Origin of the sequence: Aquisalimonas sp. 2447 (genome assembly GCF_012044895.1) — a bacterium.
Taxonomy (GTDB): Bacteria; Pseudomonadota; Gammaproteobacteria; order Nitrococcales; family Aquisalimonadaceae; genus Aquisalimonas.
Map to the genome: position 1 here is coordinate 1910403 of NZ_CP050695.1, position 19998 is coordinate 1930400.

At 65.0% G+C, this 19998-nt stretch carries 19 protein-coding genes; 7 read left to right on the forward strand and 12 right to left on the reverse strand.

Features of this window, described 5'->3' with window-relative positions; all coding sequences use genetic code 11:
• Positions 1-37 precede the first annotated feature (37 nt).
• Both KU884_RS09010 and KU884_RS09015 read left to right on the forward strand, forming a co-directional pair.
• On the forward strand, positions 38-580 hold the full coding sequence (locus KU884_RS09010) for a lipocalin family protein (RefSeq protein ID WP_217351454.1): 543 nt from the start codon (positions 38-40) through the stop codon (positions 578-580).
• Positions 581-760: 180 nt separating this feature from the next.
• Positions 761-1015 (forward strand): hypothetical protein, encoded by a 255-nt coding sequence (locus KU884_RS09015; RefSeq protein WP_254432224.1) that lies wholly within the window; start codon positions 761-763, stop codon positions 1013-1015.
• A 28-nt stretch (positions 1016-1043) separates the two neighbouring features.
• Here the strand turns inward: KU884_RS09015 and KU884_RS09020 are convergent, their stop codons facing one another.
• Together KU884_RS09020 and KU884_RS09025 are read right to left on the reverse strand one after the other, a co-directional pair.
• Entirely contained in the window at positions 1044-2618 is a 1575-nt protein-coding gene (locus tag KU884_RS09020) for a class I adenylate-forming enzyme family protein (protein WP_167782331.1), read from the reverse strand.
• 70 nt (positions 2619-2688) lie between these two features.
• Positions 2689-3786 carry a histone deacetylase gene (locus KU884_RS09025; RefSeq protein WP_217351455.1) on the reverse strand — a complete coding sequence of 366 codons (1098 nt, stop codon included), beginning with the start codon at positions 3784-3786 and terminating at the stop codon, positions 2689-2691.
• 103 nt (positions 3787-3889) lie between these two features.
• On the opposite strand from KU884_RS09025, the gene KU884_RS09030 reads away from it, so the two are divergent.
• Positions 3890-4348: a YaiI/YqxD family protein gene (locus KU884_RS09030; protein WP_167782332.1), complete on the forward strand. Its 459-nt coding sequence runs from the start codon at positions 3890-3892 to the stop codon at positions 4346-4348.
• 56 nt (positions 4349-4404) lie between these two features.
• Here the strand turns inward: KU884_RS09030 and KU884_RS09035 are convergent, their stop codons facing one another.
• Together KU884_RS09035 and fdxA are read right to left on the reverse strand one after the other, a co-directional pair.
• Positions 4405-4977 carry a 5-formyltetrahydrofolate cyclo-ligase gene (locus tag KU884_RS09035; protein WP_167782333.1) on the reverse strand — a complete coding sequence of 191 codons (573 nt, stop codon included), beginning with the start codon at positions 4975-4977 and terminating at the stop codon, positions 4405-4407.
• A gap of 70 nt (positions 4978-5047) precedes the next feature.
• Positions 5048-5371 carry a ferredoxin FdxA gene (fdxA, locus tag KU884_RS09040; protein WP_167782334.1) on the reverse strand — a complete coding sequence of 108 codons (324 nt, stop codon included), beginning with the start codon at positions 5369-5371 and terminating at the stop codon, positions 5048-5050.
• Positions 5372-5535: 164 nt separating this feature from the next.
• Between fdxA and KU884_RS09045 the strand changes: the two genes are divergently transcribed.
• Both KU884_RS09045 and KU884_RS09050 read left to right on the forward strand, forming a co-directional pair.
• Positions 5536-5817 (forward strand): DUF2249 domain-containing protein, encoded by a 282-nt coding sequence (locus KU884_RS09045; RefSeq protein WP_167782335.1) that lies wholly within the window; start codon positions 5536-5538, stop codon positions 5815-5817.
• 13 nt (positions 5818-5830) lie between these two features.
• Positions 5831-6265, forward strand: coding sequence for an Rrf2 family transcriptional regulator (locus KU884_RS09050; protein ID WP_167782336.1), 435 nt, complete (start codon positions 5831-5833; stop codon positions 6263-6265).
• 24 nt (positions 6266-6289) lie between these two features.
• On the opposite strand, the gene KU884_RS09055 is transcribed toward KU884_RS09050, so the two are convergent.
• Positions 6290-8398, reverse strand: coding sequence for an exonuclease domain-containing protein (locus KU884_RS09055; RefSeq protein ID WP_167782337.1), 2109 nt, complete (start codon positions 8396-8398; stop codon positions 6290-6292).
• A 122-nt stretch (positions 8399-8520) separates the two neighbouring features.
• Between KU884_RS09055 and KU884_RS09060 the strand changes: the two genes are divergently transcribed.
• Complete coding sequence (locus KU884_RS09060) at positions 8521-8775, forward strand: hypothetical protein (protein WP_167782338.1); 255 nt, start codon at positions 8521-8523, stop codon at positions 8773-8775.
• A gap of 21 nt (positions 8776-8796) precedes the next feature.
• Here KU884_RS09060 and KU884_RS09065 read toward each other — a convergent pair whose 3' ends face one another.
• The 5 genes from KU884_RS09065 to KU884_RS09085 all read right to left on the reverse strand — a co-directional run bounded on the left by KU884_RS09065 (position 8797) and on the right by KU884_RS09085 (position 15539).
• The gene (locus KU884_RS09065) at positions 8797-10248 is read right to left on the reverse strand and encodes a DUF294 nucleotidyltransferase-like domain-containing protein (protein ID WP_167782339.1); all 1452 of its coding nucleotides are present in this window, start codon (positions 10246-10248) and stop codon (positions 8797-8799) included.
• A gap of 90 nt (positions 10249-10338) precedes the next feature.
• The gene (locus KU884_RS09070; protein ID WP_167782340.1) at positions 10339-11361 is read right to left on the reverse strand and encodes a DUF294 nucleotidyltransferase-like domain-containing protein; all 1023 of its coding nucleotides are present in this window, start codon (positions 11359-11361) and stop codon (positions 10339-10341) included.
• A gap of 108 nt (positions 11362-11469) precedes the next feature.
• Entirely contained in the window at positions 11470-13269 is a 1800-nt protein-coding gene (locus KU884_RS09075) for a sodium:solute symporter family protein (protein WP_167782341.1), read from the reverse strand.
• 21 nt (positions 13270-13290) lie between these two features.
• The gene (locus tag KU884_RS09080) at positions 13291-13566 is read right to left on the reverse strand and encodes a DUF4212 domain-containing protein (RefSeq protein WP_167782342.1); all 276 of its coding nucleotides are present in this window, start codon (positions 13564-13566) and stop codon (positions 13291-13293) included.
• Positions 13567-13604: 38 nt separating this feature from the next.
• A complete protein-coding gene (locus KU884_RS09085; RefSeq protein ID WP_305793270.1) occupies positions 13605-15539 on the reverse strand; it encodes a DUF294 nucleotidyltransferase-like domain-containing protein in 1935 nt (644 codons plus the stop codon).
• A gap of 214 nt (positions 15540-15753) precedes the next feature.
• On the opposite strand from KU884_RS09085, the gene modA reads away from it, so the two are divergent.
• A complete protein-coding gene (gene modA / locus KU884_RS09090; RefSeq protein ID WP_167782343.1) occupies positions 15754-16536 on the forward strand; it encodes a molybdate ABC transporter substrate-binding protein in 783 nt (260 codons plus the stop codon).
• Positions 16537-16553: 17 nt separating this feature from the next.
• On the opposite strand, the gene KU884_RS09095 is transcribed toward modA, so the two are convergent.
• Both KU884_RS09095 and KU884_RS09100 read right to left on the reverse strand, forming a co-directional pair.
• Positions 16554-17441: an amino acid ABC transporter substrate-binding protein gene (locus KU884_RS09095; RefSeq protein ID WP_167782344.1), complete on the reverse strand. Its 888-nt coding sequence runs from the start codon at positions 17439-17441 to the stop codon at positions 16554-16556.
• Positions 17431-19824, reverse strand: coding sequence for an EAL domain-containing protein (locus KU884_RS09100; RefSeq protein ID WP_167782345.1), 2394 nt, complete (start codon positions 19822-19824; stop codon positions 17431-17433). Before KU884_RS09100 ends, KU884_RS09095 begins: the two co-directional genes overlap by 11 nt.
• Positions 19825-19998: the final 174 nt, after the last annotated feature.

A 19998-nucleotide genomic window follows, 5' to 3' on the forward strand; every position in this document is an offset into this window, starting at 1 on the left:
GATCGAAACAGTACCCTGTTCACCCGAGACAATGCCAATGATCCGTGCCGGTCTGCTATCCGTTGCTGTTGCCGCCCTCCTGCTGGTCGCCTGCCAGAGTCGCCCGCCCATGGAAACCGTCGACCACGTGGATCTGGAGCGCTATATGGGAGACTGGTATGTGATCGCCAACATCCCCACGTTCCTGGAGCGCGACGCCCACAACGCCGTGGAGAGCTACAGCCTCAACGATGACGGCACCATCGACACCGTGTTCACCTTTCGTCAGGGCGCGTTCGATGGTGAGCTCAAGCGCTACAATCCCAAGGGGTTCGTGCGTAGCGAGGACAATGCCGAGTGGGGCATGCAGTTCATCTGGCCCATCAAGGCCGAGTTCCTGATCATCTACCTGGACGACGAATACCAGCACACGGTCATTGGCCGCACCCGGCGCGACTATGTCTGGATTATGGCGCGGGAGCCCGAGATGCCGGAGGCAGAGTACCAGCGCATCGTCGCGTTCCTTGGCGAACGGGGATATGACACCGATGCGATCCAGCGCGTCCCGCAGCGCTGGGGTGAATCGGCGGAGGATAATTGATCCGGTACCGTGTCCGAATCGGCCACCGTGGTCTATTCTTACTTTGATGCGGCTTTCAAGGAGTCCCTGAAGCTGCTGACGCCCCGGAACGGCACTGCACTACCCGTCTGCCCCGGCACCAAGCCCCCCGGATGCGGACGGAGGAGAATGATGATGCTGACATTTGAGGATTGCCTCGCGATGACGGATCTCACCGAGGAAGAAGTGGAAGCCATTGCCGAACATGAACACTGCCACGAAATGGTTGCCATGGAACTGGGACACTGCCTCGTTCGCACGGAGGAGGGAGTGGTGCGGATACGGCACATGATCACGGAGGATATCGCCATGGCCCGGGCCCGCGGAGACAGCCGCCGCGCAGAGAAGCTCCAGGTGGTCCACGACAGGTTCTGCGAGAAGTATCCCCGGGCTCTGCGGAGTGAAATCCACGCGTGAGCAAGCTGAACGGTGCGGGACGCGCCGGTCAGCCCCCGGGGTCCGAGCCCAGTGACCGGTGTGACTCGCGCAGTTTGTATTTCATCAGCTTGCCGGAGGGCGTGCGTGGCAGTGAGTCGGCAAAAACCACATGGCGGGGGCACTTGTAACCGGCCAGGGACTGCCGGCAATGCTGCACCACGGCCTGTTCATCGATGTCCGCGTCCGCGCCTGGCACCACCACGGCGCACACCGTCTCGATGAACTTTGGGTCGGGAACGGCGATAACGGCCACTTCGCGGATGTCGGGGTGGCGCATGAGTATGTCCTCCACCTCGGCCGGGTAGACGTTCTCCCCGCCGGTACGAATCATGTCCTTCTTGCGTCCCGCGATGCACAGCAGCCCATTGTCGGTGAACCGACCCAGGTCCCCGGTGCGACACCAGCCGTCGACGAAGGTCTCGGCGGTGGCGTCGGGCCGGTTCCAGTAGCGCTCGCAGACCACCGGGCTGCGGATCCAGATCTCCCCCTCCTCGCCGGGGTCGGCGATACCGCCCTGGTCGTCCCGCAAGGTGATTTCCGTGAATGGCATCGGCCGGCCGACGCTTTCGGGATGGCTCAATGTCTCTTCGCCGGTGGAGGCTGCAGCGATGGGAGTGCCCTCGGTCAGGCCGAAGACCTGGATGACCTCGATCCACGGATACCGCTGACGCAGCACGTCGGTGGCCCAGGGCAGCAGTGGATCGCCCCCGGAGAGAATGCGGCGCACGCTGCCCATGTCGTAGCCGGCCGCTTCGTCCGCCTCCAGTTGCGCCAGTTCGTAGATCATGAACGGGAACAGGAACAAGTCGGTGACCCGCCGTTGCTGAACAATCTCCATCACCCGGCGGATGCTGAAACCGCCACTGCGCAGCACCACCGCATGCCCGCCCACGGCCAGTGCGGCACTGGTGAGGTCTTCCACCGCGCCCACGTGGTACATGGGTCCGGTGGTCATGGCGACGCAGTGCTCGTCCAGTTGCCACTGCATGGCCTGCATGGCGGTGAACCAGAGAGTGTTGGCGTGGTTCCACAGGGCCCCCTTGGGGCGGCCCGTGGTGCCGGAGGTGTACATGAGCATGGCCGGGTCGTCCGGCGCCGGCCGCGGGCAGGCCGGTTCCTCCGTTGCGCCGGTGGTCAGAGTCGAGAACGGGGCTGCCCAATGGGGCAGCGGGCTCTCGTCATCGGCCAGACCTACGTAATGCTCGACCCGGACATCCGGGCGCACGGATTCCAGGGTCTTTGCCAGGCTGGCGTGGAAACATAGCAGCCGACAGCCGGAGTCGTTGATGGCAAATGCCAGTTCCTCGGCGGTCAGGCGGAAGTTGAGCCGGACGGCAATGGCGCCGATGCGGGCGGTGGCCAGGTAGAGCGTCCAGTAGTCCAGGGTGTTGTACAGCAGAATGCCGACCCGGTCGCCGTGACCGATCCCGTGGGCGAGCAGACTGTTGGCAACGCTATTGGCACGTTGTCGAAGGGTGTCATGCGTCCACGTTTCGCCGTCCTCGAAGGACACCGCCGGACGGTGGCCGCGAACGCGGGCTCCCGGCCACTGACTGCGCCGCGTGATAAAACCGGTATCCAAGGCTCTCTCCTCCGATCTTTTTGTCAGGATGGCTGATCAGAGGCAGTGCTGTCACGCCGTTACGGCGCGCTCATTCCCCGCCAAAGGCATTGCGGTGGAAGGCGGCGGCCTCGGCGACCTCCTGGATTCCCGGCTCCGGCGGCACAGGAATGTCCTCCCCCGCCAGCGTCCGCAGGACCGTGTGCACGCCATTGGAGAGGGAATCCAGGTGATAGCCGCCTTCCAGCACCAGAGCCAGGCGTCCGTGGCAATGGCGCTCGGCGATTTCCCGGGTGATGGTGGCCAGGCGGGCAAGGCCCTCGTGGCTCATGTTCAGGCACAGGTCCAGCCGGTGCGGGTCGAAGCCGGCGGAGACCAGGACCAGATCCGGGGCGAACCAGTCCGCCGCCGGCACCAGTATGTCCTCGAAGGCCTTGATCACTGCCTGATCCCCGGCGCCGGCGGGCAGAGGGACATTGACGGTGTAGCCTTCCCCGAGGCCGGCGCCTATCTCGTCCAGCAAGCCGGAGCCAGGATAGAACGGGCTGCCGCGGTGGGTATCGAAGAACAATACATGGGGCGATGCCCAGAAAATATCCTGGGTGCCGTTGCCGTGGTGGGCGTCCCAGTCCACGATCAGCACACGCTCAGCACCCAGCTCCTCCAGCGCATGTGCGGCAGCGACCGCCACATTGTTGAACAGGCAGAAACCGCGGGCGCGGGCGGGCTCGGCATGGTGACCCGGTGGCCGGCACAGGGCGAACGCGGTCTGGGCTTCGCCGCGCATGACCGCTTCCACGGCCATGACCGCGGAGCCGGCGGCGACCTCCGCAGCCTCCAGACTGCCCGGAGAGACCGCGGTGGTGTCCACGTCCAACCAGGCATGTTTGCCGCGCAGGGCGTTGATTTCCCGCAGGTAGGAGGTAGTGTGCACGCGCGCGAGTTCGTCCTCACTTGCCGCACGACCCTGCCGGAAGCGCACCCCGGGGATGGGGGTGCGCTCGAGGATTTCGTTGATGGCGCTCAGCCGTCCCGGGTGCTCCGGGTAATTCCACTGCACCTGCAGCCCCGAGAGAATCTCCCGCACTCGCTTTTCCAGGCGCCCCGGCAGGTACGGATCGCTCGCCTGGGGCTTGTGTTCCAGCATGCGGTCATCACGGACCACCAGCACGTCACGATCGCCAGTCACGTTCGCTTCTCCGGGTATGATCTAATGTCAGCAAGAAAACACAGTTTATGGCGTACGCAAAGTCACCGCACGTGCGACGGGTGACGGGGGCCAAGGGAGGACTATGCAGATCTGGGTGGATGCGGATGCCTGTCCGGTGGTGATCCGGGAAATCCTGTTCAAGGCGGCGGCGCGCACGCAAACGACCACAACGCTGGTGGCGAACCAGCCGATTCGCGTCCCGCCGTCGCCCTGGATCCGCTCCATGCAGGTGGCGTCCGGCTTCGATGTCGCCGATAACGAGATTGTCCAGCGGGTTGCCTCCGGCGATCTGGTGGTCACGGGTGACATCCCGCTGGCCGCCGAGGTCATTGAGAAGGGCGCCGTGGCTCTGAGTCCGCGGGGCGAGCTACATACCCGGGAGAACATCCGCTCGCGCCTGAACATGCGAGATTTCATGGACACCATGCGCGCCAGCGGCATTGACACCGGGGGCGCGCCCGCCATGAGCAAGAGCGATCGCCAGCAGTTTGCCAATCACCTGGACCGCATCCTGGCACGCCGTGCCGATAACGCTAACTGACTTCCGCGGCGGCGGATGTCGGCAGCGGCAGCGGCAGCGTGCAGACTGCTCCTGCCTCAGCGACTGATCACGCGGTCTTCGGTGACGATCCTGTCCACGGACCGGTCGTGCGGTTCCACGGGCAACTCCGGGACCAGCTGCAGCTCGAAGGCGAGGGCGATGCTGGACCCCACCGGGTTCGCCTCCAGCCAGCGGTCGTAGTAGCCTCGCCCGTGACCGATCCGTTGCCGGCTCTCGGTGAAGGCGACCCCGGGGATGATGGCTGCATCGAAGGGGCCGGGTGCCGGATCGTCGCGTAGCGGCGCGAGAATTCCCCACTTGCCCGGGGCGAGGTCATCCCAGCTGTCCATGGGCACGGCACGAATGGTGGTGGCGTCCATGATGCGGGGAACGGCCACCTGCTGGCCGCGGGCCAGGAGGCTGTCGATGAGGCCGTGGGTATCCACCTCGCTGCCGAAGGAGACGAACACGAACACGGTGCGCGCTTCCGCGATATCAGGGAGTCGAAGTACCTGCTCACGGATCCGGTCGCTGGCAGCGCGGTGGGCATCGGCGGGCAGCCGATCGCGGCCTGCAAGCGCGGTTTCCCGCAGACGCCGTTTGCGTTCCTGAATGCTTTCTTCGGACATGCGGCGTGTTGTAGCCGATGGGCGGCACCCGGCGCAAGCTGTACTGTGGGCCGGGTGTCGTTGCCCTGGGCTATCGCTCCAGATACTGGAGCTTGTCCGGCACGTCCGCCCAGTCATCGGCGTCCGGCGGCGGGTCTTTCTGCTCGGTGATCACCGGCCACTTCTGGGATAACTCGGCGTTGAGCTCCAGAAAGTCGAACTTCTCCGGTGGCAGGTCGTCTTCCGAGTAGATGGCCTCCACCGGGCATTCCGGTTCACAGAGAGTGCAATCGATGCACTCGTCCGGGTCGATGACCAGGAAATTCGGTCCTTCGTGGAAGCAGTCCACGGGGCAGACTTCCACGCAGTCGGTGTACTTGCACTTGATGCAGCTGTCGATGACGACGTAGGTCATGTGAGCTCCGGGTGATTCGGGTACATGTGCCGTAGCGGCAAATAATGTATTATAAAAGCATCGATCCGTACAGGTGGGCGAGACCATGGATTTCCCGGCGATCGGACGCCGGGTGTCGGGTTCTGCCTGGAGACGGTGTCACTCCATCGCTGGAGGAGCGAGCAATGGCACACACTGTGCCGAAGTCGGCGCTGGAGCACCAGTATACGGCGGTGCTCGATCTGCGTGTCCACGATCCGCGGGAGCGGCTGCCGCTGCTGGAACTCACCCTGGGCGCCCTGACCCCTGGCGAGGACCTGCTGCTGGTGACCGATGCCGAGCCCGAGAGGCTGCGTGGTCACATCCATGAGCGCTACGCTGGAGTGTACACCTGGGAACAGCTTGAGTCCGGGCCGGTGCTCTGGCGGGCGCGACTGTTACGACTCTCGCCCGATAATCCGGCCTGAGGCAGAGGCATCCATGGAACTCACTTACCATACCGACTACAGCCTGCGTGTGTTGATGTTTGCCGGCGCCCACCGGGAGCGGCGGGTGACCATGCGGGAGATTTCCGCCGCTTATGCCATCTCGCTGGAGCACTTGCGCAAAGTGGTGCATCGGCTGGCACAGAAGGGTTTTCTCGCCACCGCCAAGGGGCGGGCAGGGGGGCTGACTCTGGCGCGGCCAGCAGAGGAGATCCGCATCGGCGACGTGGTGGTGGCCATGGAAGACTCCCTGGCCATTGTTGACTGCAGTCGACAGCCATGTCCGCTGTGCGGCGGTTGTTCTCTCAAGACAGTGTTCGACAGCGCCCGGCAGGCCTTCGTCGATCAGCTCAACACCTTCACTCTCGCGCATCTGCTGGACAACACCGATACATTTGGCGAGCTCCAGCGTCTCGGCCAGTCGGCCTGATCGGGTCCGGCGGCGCCGACCGGATTACCCTGACATGGAAGCGTGCACGATGGCCGAGCGCTGCCGGATCTGCGCGGCCATGTTCGATGCGCGCATGGCTTCACCCCAGGTGTCCAGCCCCTTGGCCTCCAGCCGGTCGATGAGCCGCACCAGCAGTTCAGCAGTGGCCAGCGTGTCGCCCAGCGCGGTGTGGCGGCCCGTGACGGTGATGCCGTAGCGCTGGCACAGGGCATCCAGGGAATGATCTTCCTCGTCGCCGTCCAGCATGTGGGACAGCAGCAGGGTGTCCAGCAGGGGATTGTCGAACTCGACCCCGCTTTCTTCCTGCTTGAGACTGATGAACTTCATGTCGAAGGCGGCGTTGTGGGCCACCATCACCGCGTCGCCGACGAACTGCTTGAACTGTGGCAGCACGACCTGGATGGCAGGCTTGTCCTGGACCTGATCCTCGGTAATGCCATGGAAGCGGATGGAGTCCTCCGGAATGGAACGGCCCGGGTTCACCAGTCGCTCGAACGTTTCACCTGTGAGCACCCGGTGCTTGACCACCCGCACGCCGGCGATGGAGATGATCTCGTCGCCGCCCATGGGGTCCAGTCCCGTCATCTCGCAGTCGAAGACCACGAAGGAGAGTTCTCGTAGCGGTGTTGCCGCCAGTTCCTCGTCGCCGGCGTGCTTGCGCATCAGGCCGAAGTCGTAGAACTCGGGGCGGGCTGGTAGCCGTTCCGGTTCGGGCAGGAACTGAGGGCGGTTGGGGGCCGGCAGGGGTAAGCGTACGAGCGCCTGGCCGGCCTCCCGCGAGGTCTGACTCCACGGCTCGCAGTCGTGGCGTTCCAGCACCTCGCGCATGCGCTGGCCGCTGGCCTCGTCGTCGCAGGGCGTATTCAGCCAGTCCTCGATGATATCGGCGGACAAAGGGGCCCCTTGCCAGCGAAGGTCCAGGTACACGGCCTTGTCCGCCAGCAGGGCCTCCAGGTCGAACTCCCTGGCTGCCGTCTCCTGATGAACCCGCCGGACCAGGCAATCCAGCATCTGCATCAGCGACAGGCTGTCACCGTGCAGCCACAGGGGCATGCCCACAAGCTGCAGCTGCAGCTCCGGGGTATCCTCCAGCCGCCTCTGGACGCAGCTCGCCAGGTCACTGACGTGCACGTCCGCCATGGGCCAGCGCCCTAGCAGCTGGCCGCTGATCTCCTGTCCCAGTTCCTGGATGCGGCGGCTCAGGGTCTCGCTTTCCCGCAGGATGACGTCATCAAAGGAGCGTCGTTCATCGGGGCCCATGTCCGGGTAGCCGTGCAGCGTCTCCGCCGCGGCCAGGAGGTTGCCGACGACGCCGCGCAGCTCGCGGGTCAGTGCCAGTCGGATGGCGTCGCCCCGGGCCAGCAGGGCAACGTCGTCGGAGATGTCCACCAGGGTAATCAGGTGACCACTGATCGCGCCGTTGTTATCCAGGATCAGCGCCACACGGGCGTGCAGCATCTGCCCGGCGTCGAGGCTGCTGCAGACGAAGGGTGCCGTGAGTTCCGAGGCGGCAGACGCGCCGTTGGCGTGATGGCGCTCAAGGCGCTCCAGGGTGTGTTCCACCGGTGCCCGCGAGAGAATGTTGAACAGTGGTCGGCCCAGGCCGATGGCTTCCGGCTGGCCGAGAATGGACACCGCGGCGTTGTTGTAGAGCAGGATCTGCTGCTGGCGGTTGCAGACCACAACGCCCTCGCTGAGGCTCTGCAGTATGACTTCCAGCCAGGTTTTCTGCTCTTCCACGCGGGCGGTGGCGGCTTCGGTAGCCTGGCGGATCTCGCGTCGCGAAGCCTTCAGCGCCTGGGCGAACTCCTCGGTGGCCGCCGGCAGGCTGCCGAGCGCATGGTAGCGAGGCATGGCGATGCCCTGCTCCGGGGAGCGGGACTCCAGCATGGCACGGATGCCGCGGACGAGTTTGCGGGACGGACGCATGATCAGCCGGTCCACGAGGACACCAGCCACCACCATCATGGCCGCCGCCAGAACCCCGGCGGCGGAGGCGAGGCCCATCGCGGCATCCGCGGGCGCCATGGCGTAGACCGTGCCGCCGATGATCACGCCGCTCAGCGCGGCGAGCGCAAAGGTGACCAGGGTGACTTGCTGGCGCGGGTTCATGGGTCAGACGCTACCACACGGCGGCCGCGATTTCAGGCGTCCCCGCCGTCGCCGACCGGCCTGGCATCGCTTCCGTAAACACGGGTAGGATGAAGGTTTCCAAGGTACTCGCGAGGCAATACATGAGCGATCAGGAAGACGGCAGCAAGGTCACCGACGACTCGTGGCTGCGGATGATGATGAAGGTCGGCATCCCCATGGCGGTGATCAGCATTGCCTCGCTGTGGATCAGCCAGCTGATGGGCGTGACCTGGCTATTCCCCCTGTTCGTGGTGACCGCCGGTTTTGCGCTGTTGATGGGGTTCCTCTACAACGTGCGCTTCGTGCTCCTCAGCGTGCGCCGTTCCCGGGAACGGGAATCGAGTGACGGCCACTGAGCGGCCGCCGGCACGCGGATGCTAATGCTCTGCGCCGCCCGCCAGATCGCGGCTCAGTTTGCGGACCATGGATTGTGAGGTCTTCAGGCTGCGCACCAGCGCTTCCCGGTCACACCGATTCAGCGCCTCGGGCGCCACGTGCTTCCCTGTTATCCGGCCCGCCCTCCAGTCACTGAGCTGCTGGCGGAATACCAGTTCCGCCATGAATGCATGGGCTTCCTTCAGGGCATTGCTGTCGTCCGCGTCCAGCGTTCCCTGTTCCCGCAGGGCATTCAGCCGCTCCGGCGTGGAGGTCGCTTCCAGCCCATGCGCCAGCCCATAGAGCCGGGCGATCTCGACAATGGGCATGATGCCGTGGCGCTTAAGGTCGATTTCGCCTGCATGGGCGCTCTCGCCGGTGTCGGTGATCAGCCGGTCGAACCAGCCGAGCCCGACTTCGCGGATGGAGTCGTTCAGGGTCAGGGAGCGTACGAAGGTGGCGGAGCCCGACAATTGTGCGACCAGGTCCCCGCGCATGGCGCGGGCCAGCGGCATGTCACCGGCCACGCCACGACAGTCCAGCAGGATGTTGCTGTGAAGAAAACCCTGGGGTGAACGCGACCGCAGCCAGCCGCGGACCTGCTGGTGCCACTGTGTGAGCGTCTTGCGCCACAACGGATTGGTGGCCATGACGTTGCCCGTGCACAGGCGGATGCCGCTGTGGTCCAGAAGGCCGATGACGCGCCTCGCCAGTTCGCTGAAATACCGGTCCACGGCGCCATGTTCGGTGTCCGGGTAATCGGCGATGACCAGGCCGTTGTCCTGGTCGGGATCGAGAAAACTCTCCATGCGCCCGCCGGATCCCATGAGCACGAGGGCGAAGGGGTAGGGCGCCTGTCCCCAGCCATCCTGTTCCATGGCATCCCGTGCGATGGCAAAGGCCTGACGGTGGATGCTGTCGTTGAGACGCGATATCACTTCCTGCAGCTGATGGCCCCGCAGACCCTGATCCAGCAGGCCGGCGAGCAGGTGCGGCTGGCGCTCCCGTGCCCGGGCCAGTGTGGTGGCGCTGGTGCCGGCGAGCACGTGCTGGAAGTGACCTGTCACACCCTCGATGCTGCTGCCCAGGCAGTCCCGCTCGTGGACGATGCCGCACACCGCACCTTCGGCGGTGACCACCGGCGCCTGCTGCCGTTGTTGCTGCTGCAGCAGCCCCAGGACCTGATACAGGGGCATGCCGCGCCTGACAAGCAGTGGCGGCCCCGGCGGCAGACAATGGGCAACGGGCGTCTCCGGCGACAGCCGCTCGGCCGGCAGACGGAGCAGGTCCTCGGCCCGGACCATGCCCCGGATGCGGCGTGCGTCTAGTACCACTGCGCAGGATTCGCCCAGCTCGGTCATCTGCCTGGCCACCTGGTCGCACGGGGTGTCGCGATGCACCTGGACCCGCGCCGGGCGCATTATGGCTCCGGCGGTGCGGCGGAAAAGTTCCATGCAACCCACCATGGGCGCCTCCTCAGCGGTTGTGGGCCTGCCGGTGTTGATATCCCCCATGGTGCCATTGCCGACGACGAACGTCCCCGATCAGGCGATCTCACGGCCGAGTGCGTTCTGGGCGTCCCGCACCAGTGTCAGGGCGGCCTTCAGATGGGCCTGCTCCAGGCGTGACATATCGGACAGGCGAATGCGGTTGGTGGGCACTGCGTCGGCATCCATCTGTTCCAGAATGGCCCGGTTGCGCAGTTCGAGGACGGTATTGCGCACGCGCTCCAGGTCCCGCGCGTGCCGCGGTGGCATGGTGCCAGCGTCTGCGGCCTGGCGCAGGCGGTGGGTGGTGTTCAGCGCATCGATGCCGGCCTCCATGGCGTGGGCGAAAGCCAATTGCTGCACCGGCAACAGGCCCTGCTGCTTGAGATGCAGGGTGCCACGATGTGCACCGATCAGGGGCGTGCGCCACCGGCGCAGCCGGCCCACGCCGGCGCGGGTGCGCAGCGCGTTCTCTTTGACCCGGGCGATGAAAAGGCGGTTGGCGCGGGCTTCCCGCAGCGCATCGGCGCGAATGGCAGCCAGTAGCGATGGATCACCGTGGACCGTGCGCAAGTCGAAGTAGTGGGAGGCCAGCATCACGTTGCGGGTTTCCGGTACCCGGATGACCTGCTGGATGGCGCTCCGCCAAGCGGTGGCAGATCCGCGCCAGTCGGCATGGTCCGGTCCGACGCCGCCGGGACAGTGCTCGATGCCGCAGTCCGCAAGTCCCTGGGTTACGCGTTCAGCCAGCGCGGCGAACCAGCGGTCGGCGCCCTCGGGCAGGTTGTCGGCGTAGATCAGGGCATTGTCCTGGTCGGTGTGAACGGACTGCTCGCCGCGGCCCTGGGATCCGCAGGCGAGCCAGGCATAGGGCCCCGGGGGCGGACCCAGCTCCTCTTCTGCCAGGATGATGAATTGGCGGGTCAGGGTATCCACCAGGTCACTGATGAGCAGTCCGGCCTGGTGGCCGGCAATGCCGGCATCCATCAGGCGACGCTGCAGTGCGACCAGTGCGGCCGAGGCGTCAGTGACCTCGGCGGGTGAGCGGCATTGGGCAATGGATCGGGCAAGCGTCTGCATAAAAAAGGCCCGCACGAGGCGGGCCTTGTCCTGCAGTCGCCGGGCCCGCCGGGGTGTTCGATTCCTGAATCGTAACACCCGCGACGGTTCCCCGGTGTGCGGGCCGGCTCAGTAGCGCGGCACGCGCACGTTCTCCACGAGCTGCTGGATGTCCTTCGGCGGCGGAGCGGTCATCTTCGCCACGATGATTGCCACCGCGAAGTTGAAGATCGCACCGATGACGCCGAAGCTCGACGGGTTGATACCGAACAGCCAGTACTCGGCGGTATCCGGCAGCGTCATGAACGCCGGGAAGTCCGGGAAGAAGAACCAGCCCTTGTAGGTGAAGATGTACACCAGGGTGGTCGCCAGACCCGCCAGCATGCCGGCAATGGCCCCTTCCTTGTTCATCTTGGCGAAGAACACGCCCATGACGAGGGTCGGGAACAGACTGGCTGCCGCCAGACCGAATGCCAATGCCACCACTTCCGCCGCAAAGCCTGGTGGATTCAACCCGAGATACCCGGCGAAGATGATGGCCGCTGCCATGCTGATGCGGGCTGCGAGCATCTCTCCCTTTTCGCTGACGTCCGGCTTGATCACGCCCTTGATCAGGTCATGGGAGATCGCCGAAGAGATGGCCAGCAGCAGACCCGCCGCCGTGGACAGCGCCGCCGCGATACCACCGGCCGCCACCAGGGCGACGATGATCGGGTGCAAACCGGCGATCTGCGGGTTGGCCAGGACGATGATGTCACGGTCGATTTCCAGCTCCGACCCCTGCCAGCCGTGCTCCTCCGCGAACGCCTGCATGTCCGGGTCGTCGGCGTTGTAGTACTGGAGGTGCCCGTCTTCGTTGTGGTCGGTGATGGTCAGCAGACCGGCGTCGCTCCAGTGCCGCATCCAGCCGGGTTGTTCGTCGTACGCCATCCATGCATCCGGTTCGGCCAGCGCCTCGCGGTTATCCCAGATCTCCGTCGGTTCGTCGATGACGGTGTTCAGGGTGTTCCACATGGCCATGGCGCCCACCGCCGGTGCCGTGGTGTAGAGGATGGCGATGAACACCAGCGCCCAGCCGGCGGAGCGGCGAGCATCGGCCATCTTCGGCACCGTGAAGAAGCGCACGATGACGTGGGGGAGCCCTGCGGTACCGATCATCAGCGACAGGGTGAGCAGGAACATGTTGAGCATGCTCATGTTCGCCAGGTCGCTGTAGGGCGCGAAGCCGATCTCCACCAGCGTCTTGTCGAGTGCCTGGATCAGGAACTCGCCGCCACCGCCTGCGGTGGTGGCACCCAGACCGATCTGCGGGATCGGGATCCCGGTGATGGTCAGGGAGATGAAGATGGCCGGCACCGTGTAGGCAAAGATCATCACCACGTACTGCGCGATCTGGGTGTAGGTGATGCCCTTCATGCCACCGAACACGCAGTACAGGAACACCACCGCCATACCGGAGACCAGACCGATTTCCAGCGGCACCTCCAGAATGTTGGAGAAGGCGATGCCCACACCGCGCATCTGCCCGATCACGTAGGTGATGGACATGACCAGCAGCGATATCACGGCGATGATGCGCGCGGTCTTCGAGTAGAACCGGTCACCGATGAACTCGGGCACCGTGAACTTGCCGAACTTACGAAGATACGGCGCGAGCAGCAGTGCCATGAGCACATAGCCGCCGGTCCACCCCATCAGGTAGGCGCCCCCGGAATACCCCAGGAACGCGATCAGACCGGCCATGGAGATGAAGCTGGCCGCGGACATCCAGTCCGCCGCGGTGGCCATGCCGTTGGCCACCGGGTGGATCCCCTTGCCGGCCACGTAGAACTCGGACGTACTCCCCGTGCGGGCCCAGATCGCGATGCCGATATACACCGCGAACGTCAGGCCCACGACGGAGAGGTTCATGATCTGTTGTGCATCCATCAGTGCAATCCCCCCGTTTTATTATTCTTCGACGCCGAACTCGCGATCGAGTCGGTTCATGTACCACGCGTAGAAGAAGATCAGCGCGAGGAAGACATAGATGGATCCCTGCTGGGCAATGAAGAACCCGAGCGGATAGCCACCGATGGAGCCCAGCTGGTTCAGCGTCGGCCCGAGCAGAATGCCCAGGACCAGCGAGACCGTGGCCCAGATGGCCAGTAGTATCCCGATGACCTTGACGTTGCGCCGCCAGTACTCCAGGCGTGCCGTTTGGCGTTCATCTGTGTTGTCAGACATGGTTTCTCCTCCGTTTTGCGATTCGTCAATCGCTTGCTCTAGAGCTGATAAATGCTTTCAAGTCGTTGCTGTAGTTGCCTCGCTTCGCGAAATGCCTCCTTCAGAACACGTCGATCAAGGTCGTTGAGCGCGCTGGGATCTACCCGATTGCTCAGGGGTTCACCCGCGGCGCGCTGTTCCTGGTTGATGCGCATGCGCAGCATCTGAATGTAATCATAGGCGTCGGACCAGGCGTCCACATCACCGGGATCGACGACCCGGGCGTCAGCGGCGAGCCGTAGCCTCGAGAGGGTGTTGGTCGCCGGTAGCCTGTGTGCCAGCGAAAACAGCCGTGCCGTGTCCACGAACGGGGTGACGCCGTTGAGCTTGAGATTGAGCGTGTTGCGGTACTCGCCGCGTGAATCCACACGGAAGGAGCGGAATACCCCCAGAGGTGGGCGCAACTGCAGGGCATTGGCGGCCATCTGGCGGCGGAAGCGGCTGTTGCGGGCCGTGCGATCCAGGAGCCAGTAACGCAGCTCCTCCACATCTTCCGCATTGCCGGCGATGGTGCGGAAATCGAAGAAGATGGATGCCTGCAGCAGGTGCTCCGGTGTGCCCTGTTCGATCCAGCGGGTGAAGCGCTGCTGCCACTCCTCGAAGCTGAGACAGCACTCCGGGTTGCTGGCCATGATGTTGCCCTGGCAGAGCGGATAACCGCACTGGTCCAGGGCCTCGTTGATGCGCCGGAACACGGGCGTGAGGGACTCACGGACCTGGTCCGGCGTCATGTCTTCGGGGGTCCGGAAGATCGCGCCGTTGTCCTGGTCCGTCTTCAGCGTCTGCTCCTGGCGTGCCTCGCTGCCGAAGGCCACCCAGGAAAACTGCACCTCGGGCAGATCAGCAGCCTCGCGCAGGTGCAGTTCGATGAGCCGCCGCGTGATCTGGTCATTGATCATGGTGATCATCTGTGTGATCTGTGCCACGCGCACGCCCTGCGCCAGCATCTGGTCCACCAGCTGGTGGATGTCGGGGCGCAGGCGGGCAAGCTCGCCCACGCTCTCGGCCCGGGCCACGGTCTTGCTCAGATTGACCAGACCGACCCGCTGCATGGAGAACAGGTCGCGCTCCGAGATCACCCCCACGAGGCGGCCGCGATCCACCAAGCAGACGTGGTGGATCGCATGCTGCGCCATCAGCATGGCGGCCTCGAAGGCGAACGCCGAGCGCGGCAGGCAGACGGGGTCCGGCGTCATCACCTCGTCTATCCGGGTGTCCAGGGAGCGCTCCGGCAGCGAAAGCCGGGCGAGCAGGTCACGCAGAGTAAAGACTCCCACGGGCCGATGGCCGCCGTCGGTGACCACGATGCTGCCGACATGCTCTGAGTTCATGGACTCCAGTGCCTGGCGCACCGGCGTATCAACGCGGCAGGTCACCGGTGCCCGGCGCAGCCGTGCGCCCAGCGGGATGTTCAGCGAGGTGTCTTCACCCAGGCCGCGAATGGCATCCGCCTGCACCTCGCGCTTCATGGTGTTCAGCAGGGTGGACAGGCGATGGGTGCAGAAGTCGTTGAAGGCCGAAGAGGTCTCCAGCAGCTCGGTGAAATCCGACCACTCCAGCTCCAGGCATTCTGTTTCGTCCACTGCCTCGTGCACCGTGCGGACGGGGCGGCGAGCGAGCAGGGCACCCACGGGAAAACATTCACCGGGCAGAAGCTCCCAGGAGTCACCGCCCTCTTCATGCGTCTGAGCAGGATTGCCGCCGCGCACGCGCCCACTGAGGACGATGAACAGGCGTGCGGCGGGGCCATCGCCGGGGTCGGCGATGGTGGTGCCGGCCGGGTAACGGCCAACCTCCAGGCGATACGCCATATCGCGCACGGCAGTGCGCTCCATGCGATCGAATGGCGGGTGACGGCGCAGAAAGTTGACGACGTTCAAAACCTCGTCGCCGATCTCCTCCGTCTGCCGGTTGTTGTTGGCGTTATCGCTCACGGTGATCCCGTACGCTGGCAGCTTCCCCTGTTCAGCTATGCATAACCGGTGCCATTGGTTGTTGTTCGCCTGGTCAGTGGGTTATCGCAAACACAATGGCACTCGATGTTACAAAAGGTAACGGATTGTGGCGCACGGTAACGCCTGCACTAGTGGCAGTCATGGACCAATCGCGGCACCATGGGCTCGCACTCACCCCGGGGAGGCAGGACGCGTGGACTGGAGGCTCCGACTGGCAGTGGCGATGGTGGTGGTGGCACTGGCCGCGGCCGCGCAGGCGCAACAACAGCCTGTTGTGCGCATCGCCACAGATGCCGCACTGGGCGATGCCATGACGGACCTGGCCGCCGCGTTCGAGCGTAACGGCGGTGCCACCGTGCACGTCTCCCTGGGGAATTCCAGGGAACTGGGTCGGCAGATCGCCGCCGGAGCACCCTATACGCTGTTCCTGACCGCCGATCAGGGAGTGATCGAGGACCTCATCGAAGCCGCGGAAGTGGAGGATACGGGAGAGGTTTTCGCCCGCTCGGCCCTTGTCCTGTATGTCCGCAGGGGTGCTCCCATGCGGGCGGAAGACGGCCTGGAGGGGCTGGGTGAGGCAATGGAGCGCCGGCGCCTTGGCCGCGTGGCCATGCCCGACCCGTCGGTGTCACCTCATGGCCGGGCGGCGCGGGAGAGCCTGTTCGAGGTAGGGCTGTGGGCGGATCTGCAAGCGCACCTGTCGCTAACGCGAACGGCAGTGCAGGCACGGCGGCGCGTTGATGGCGGGCCTGCGCAGGCGGCCATTCTGCCCCAATCGCTCACCCGTCGGTATGCCTTCGATGCCGGCGGAGATACGGTTAACCTGCCGGAGGCGCTGCACGCGCCGGTTGAGTATTCGAGCGTGGTGCTGGAGGACGCTGATGATTCCCCGGCGCGGGAGTTCCACGAATTCCTGCTGGAAGGGGAGGGGCGAGAGATTCTCGAACATTACGGTTTCGCGCTTCCGCCGTTTTAGTCCCTCAGTGCAGCACACTACGGGATCTCATCGAAGACGGTATTGAGCCAGAGTTCATCCCGGTCAATGGGCGTCAACTCCGGAAGGTCAGGGTTCTCCAGCGGGATGATCCGCGCATCCCCCGATTCCAGGTGGGCCAGTCCATTGCCGGTGCCCGGGTGGCTGCGCATCAGGGCTTCCAGGCTGCCGTCGGCCACGGCTCGCTCCAGGCCCGTCTCCAGCCGTAGCGCCAGGGCGTCGTTATCCGGGGCGACGAAGAAATAGTTGGGCGCGTGGTAGGCAAGCAGGAGATCCGGGTACGGTACCAGGCCGTAGCGTTGGTAAAGGTCCTCTTCCGCGGCAAGCTCCTGGATACCCCGCGGGAAGAAGTCGAAGCGCCCCAGCTCCAGCATCCTGAAGAGGGTCTCATAGCCTGTGGAGGTTGTTACCCGGATGCCGTTGTGGCGCAGAATTGCGGTATCCGGCCAGTCATGGCCCTGACCGGCGACGTGCTGCTGAAGCTCTGCAAGGTCGGCGATTTCCTCGAAGGCCTCCCCTCGATGCTTTGGCAGTACCGGAACGCGGACACCCAGCATGCCGGCGGCCAACGGAATGCGGACCGGGGTGAGCTGCTCCTCACGGGCGGAGGTGGTCATCATCCACAGGACATCGATATAGCGGCCGTTGCGCATTTCCCGCATGGCGCGGTTCTGTGTCATGCGTAGCCCGATGCGGTGGAGGCTGGCCGGGCCGAAATCGTGGCGGGTCTGCTCCAGCGCGAGCTCCAGGACCTGAACCGCGTAGTCGTCGCGCTGGTCATCGGCGGTGGCCGGTGGTTGAACGCGAATCAGCGTGGTGCCCTGGGCGTCGGCGGCGGCGATGGCGGCAGCCAGGCAGCAGCTCAGGGCGCGGATGCTATAGCGCATGGTCGATGCGAGTTCCAAGAACGTCCTGCAACCGCGCGAGCGGCATTGGCCGGTAGAAGAAATAGCCCTGCGCGCACTCGCAGCCGAGTTCACGCAGTACGTCCAGATCAGCTGCCGTTTCGACGCCTTCGGCGACAGTCGTCAGACCGAATCCGTGGGCGATGGCCACAATGGTGCGAACAAGCTCACGGTTGCCGGCGTTGTCGGACAGGCTCCGGACAAAACCGCGGTCCACCTTGAGAACGTCCGCCTGCAGCCGCTGGAGGTAGCTGAGGGACGAATAACCCTTGCCGAAGTCGTCGATGGCAATATTTACCCCCATTTCCTGGAGTCGATGCAGGGTCTGCCAGGCGAGGGCAACATCCTCCATGAACACGCGTTCGGTGATCTCCAGGGTCAGTGCCCACGAGGGCAGATCATGCTCGGCCAGGGCCCGGGTGATGGTGTCTGCGAATGCCGTGTCCCCGAGCTGCCGCGGGGAGACGTTGACCGCCATACGAAGGCTGGCGTGGTCCTTGTCCCGCCGCAGGGCGGCGAGGGTTGCCAGGCTGGCGCGCAGGACCCACTCGCCCATGGGCAGGATCAGGCCATTGTCTTCGGCGAGATTGATGAATTCGTCCGGCGGGATCAGGCCCCGCGTCGGATGATCCCAGCGGATCAGGGCCTCCAGGCCGGTGATGTGACTGTCAGCGAGGTCGATGATGGGCTGGTAATGGAGCAGGAACTCGCCCTCCGCCAGAGCGCGGTGTAGATCCGCATCCAGCGTCAGTCGCCGCCGGGTGTCATCCTGATGCTGATAGTCCGCCATGCAGACCGGAGTCAGGGGATTGTGCTTGGCACGGGAGAGCGCAGCGTCGGCGGCGCGCAGCAGCTCGGGCACCTGCCGGCCGGAGCCCGGGCACGGGGCGACACCGGCGGTGAACGCCAGCACGAAGGGCTGATCGTTGACGAAGCGGACCTCGCGCAGTTGCTCCAGGAACTCGCAGATGCGCTCAAAGAGCGCGTCTGCGGACCATGCTCCGGGAATGACCAGTATGAACTCGTCATTGCCGAAGCGCCCGGCCTGCCAGCCCGGATCGGTGAGATGGCGCAGGTGGTCGGCGATTGCCCGCAGAACCTGATCGCCGCCGTCGGGGCCGAGGCTTTCATTGATGGCCTTGAAGTTATTGATGTCCAGCAGCACCACGGCGCCGGCATGTTCGCCCTGCGGGCCGATTGCGGCGGCCAGGAGCTGCTGCATCAGTTGGCGGTTGGGCAGGCCGGTGAGGGGATCGAAATGGGTCTGGTAGTCCAGGCGCTTTTCCACCGTGCGCAGCTGGGTAAGATCCTCGAACACGGCGATGTACTGGGACCCTTGGCCGGCATTGATGGCCGAGATGGCGGCATGCGCCCAGCGGTACTGTCCGTCCGCACGCCGGAAGCGGATCTCCCCCCGCCATTCGCCGCCCTCACGGGCGATCTCCCAGGGATCGGGCTGACCATCGGCCACGGTGAGGTGCTGCTCAAGCCACCCGTTGTCGCCGAATACCGGCCGCCCAGCGTGCTCGGCCAGGGCACAGCCACTGAACGCCTCGAATCGCGGATTCGCGTATTCCAGGCGACTGCGATCATCCAGGATCATGACACCGGCCGGGGACTGCTGCAGTGCCCCGGAGAGGAGTCTGTGACGTCGCTCGGCATGCAGGCGCGCATCCATGTCTTCCGCCATGCGGGTCGTCGCGTAGTTCAGGGAACCGGCGAGTTCATCCAGTTCGTCCGGGCGCAGCAGGCCGCCGGGGCCGCGCGGGAGTTCGACGGAGTCCTCAAGATGGTCGAGCCGCAACGCCCGGGCGAACCGGGCGAGGTATTGCAGGTGCCGGATCACGAGGTAGTAGATGAGGGCCAGGAGCAGCAGCGAGACCACGAATGTCTTGGCGGCCTGGGTTCCGAGGATCGTGAGCAAGCGTTCCCAGATGCGCGCGTGGATACCCGCAAGGGAGGCCGTGACTTCGACAGTGCCCAGTTGGTGGTGGACGCCGTCCGACGTGCGGTAGTGCACCGGGATGGTCATCTGGTGCGTGTGCGGGTAGTCGTCGGTCTCGCCCACCGTCAGTTCGGCGTCACCGGAAAGTTCCGCCTGTTTCACGTGGGGTAGGCTCTCGAGCCCCTGGAGTTGCAGCCGTAGCTGGTCCTCGTCCAGCGCCCAGAGGCTGGCGCCCAGGGGGCCCGCAAAGCTTCCGCGGGCGTCCGTCAGGGTCTGTTCGAGGGTATTCAGGTCCCGGCGGTACTCGACGTAGAGCTGGATGGACGTGACCACCAGTGTGACCAGGGAACTGGCCAGCAGAATGGCGACAACCACTTTCAGGCTCAGTCGGCGGTGTCGGATCCATCCTGGTAGTGTCATCAACCACCTTTTTTCCGCCGGGCGGCATGGCAGGTGAACCGGCCCGGGGCCTGACACGTTTATGACGCACTCTATCAGCTCGTTATAGCATCTTTGTTGCGCCGGAGGCGAGATCGCGGCTACGTCGTCGTTGGCCGTCGCCTCCGGTAACATGTCCTGCTTTGCGGTGGCCCT

What these genes read in the sequence shown, in the direction of transcription:
- KU884_RS09010 (WP_217351454.1), top strand. Translation starts at nt 38, where the DNA reads ATGATCCGTGCCGGTCTGCTATCCGTTGCTGTTGCCGCCCTCCTGCTG.
- KU884_RS09015 (WP_254432224.1), top strand. Translation starts at nt 761, where the DNA reads ATGACGGATCTCACCGAGGAAGAAGTGGAAGCCATTGCCGAACATGAA.
- KU884_RS09030 (WP_167782332.1), top strand. Translation starts at nt 3,890, where the DNA reads ATGCAGATCTGGGTGGATGCGGATGCCTGTCCGGTGGTGATCCGGGAA.
- KU884_RS09035 (WP_167782333.1), bottom strand. Translation starts at nt 4,977, where the DNA reads ATGTCCGAAGAAAGCATTCAGGAACGCAAACGGCGTCTGCGGGAAACC.
- fdxA (WP_167782334.1), bottom strand. Translation starts at nt 5,371, where the DNA reads ATGACCTACGTCGTCATCGACAGCTGCATCAAGTGCAAGTACACCGAC.
- KU884_RS09045 (WP_167782335.1), top strand. Translation starts at nt 5,536, where the DNA reads ATGGCACACACTGTGCCGAAGTCGGCGCTGGAGCACCAGTATACGGCG.
- KU884_RS09050 (WP_167782336.1), top strand. Translation starts at nt 5,831, where the DNA reads ATGGAACTCACTTACCATACCGACTACAGCCTGCGTGTGTTGATGTTT.
- KU884_RS09055 (WP_167782337.1), bottom strand. Translation starts at nt 8,398, where the DNA reads ATGAACCCGCGCCAGCAAGTCACCCTGGTCACCTTTGCGCTCGCCGCG.
- KU884_RS09060 (WP_167782338.1), top strand. Translation starts at nt 8,521, where the DNA reads ATGAGCGATCAGGAAGACGGCAGCAAGGTCACCGACGACTCGTGGCTG.
- KU884_RS09065 (WP_167782339.1), bottom strand. Translation starts at nt 10,248, where the DNA reads ATGGAACTTTTCCGCCGCACCGCCGGAGCCATAATGCGCCCGGCGCGG.
- KU884_RS09070 (WP_167782340.1), bottom strand. Translation starts at nt 11,361, where the DNA reads ATGCAGACGCTTGCCCGATCCATTGCCCAATGCCGCTCACCCGCCGAG.
- KU884_RS09075 (WP_167782341.1), bottom strand. Translation starts at nt 13,269, where the DNA reads ATGGATGCACAACAGATCATGAACCTCTCCGTCGTGGGCCTGACGTTC.
- KU884_RS09080 (WP_167782342.1), bottom strand. Translation starts at nt 13,566, where the DNA reads ATGTCTGACAACACAGATGAACGCCAAACGGCACGCCTGGAGTACTGG.
- KU884_RS09095 (WP_167782344.1), bottom strand. Translation starts at nt 17,441, where the DNA reads ATGCGCTATAGCATCCGCGCCCTGAGCTGCTGCCTGGCTGCCGCCATC.
- KU884_RS09100 (WP_167782345.1), bottom strand. Translation starts at nt 19,824, where the DNA reads ATGACACTACCAGGATGGATCCGACACCGCCGACTGAGCCTGAAAGTG.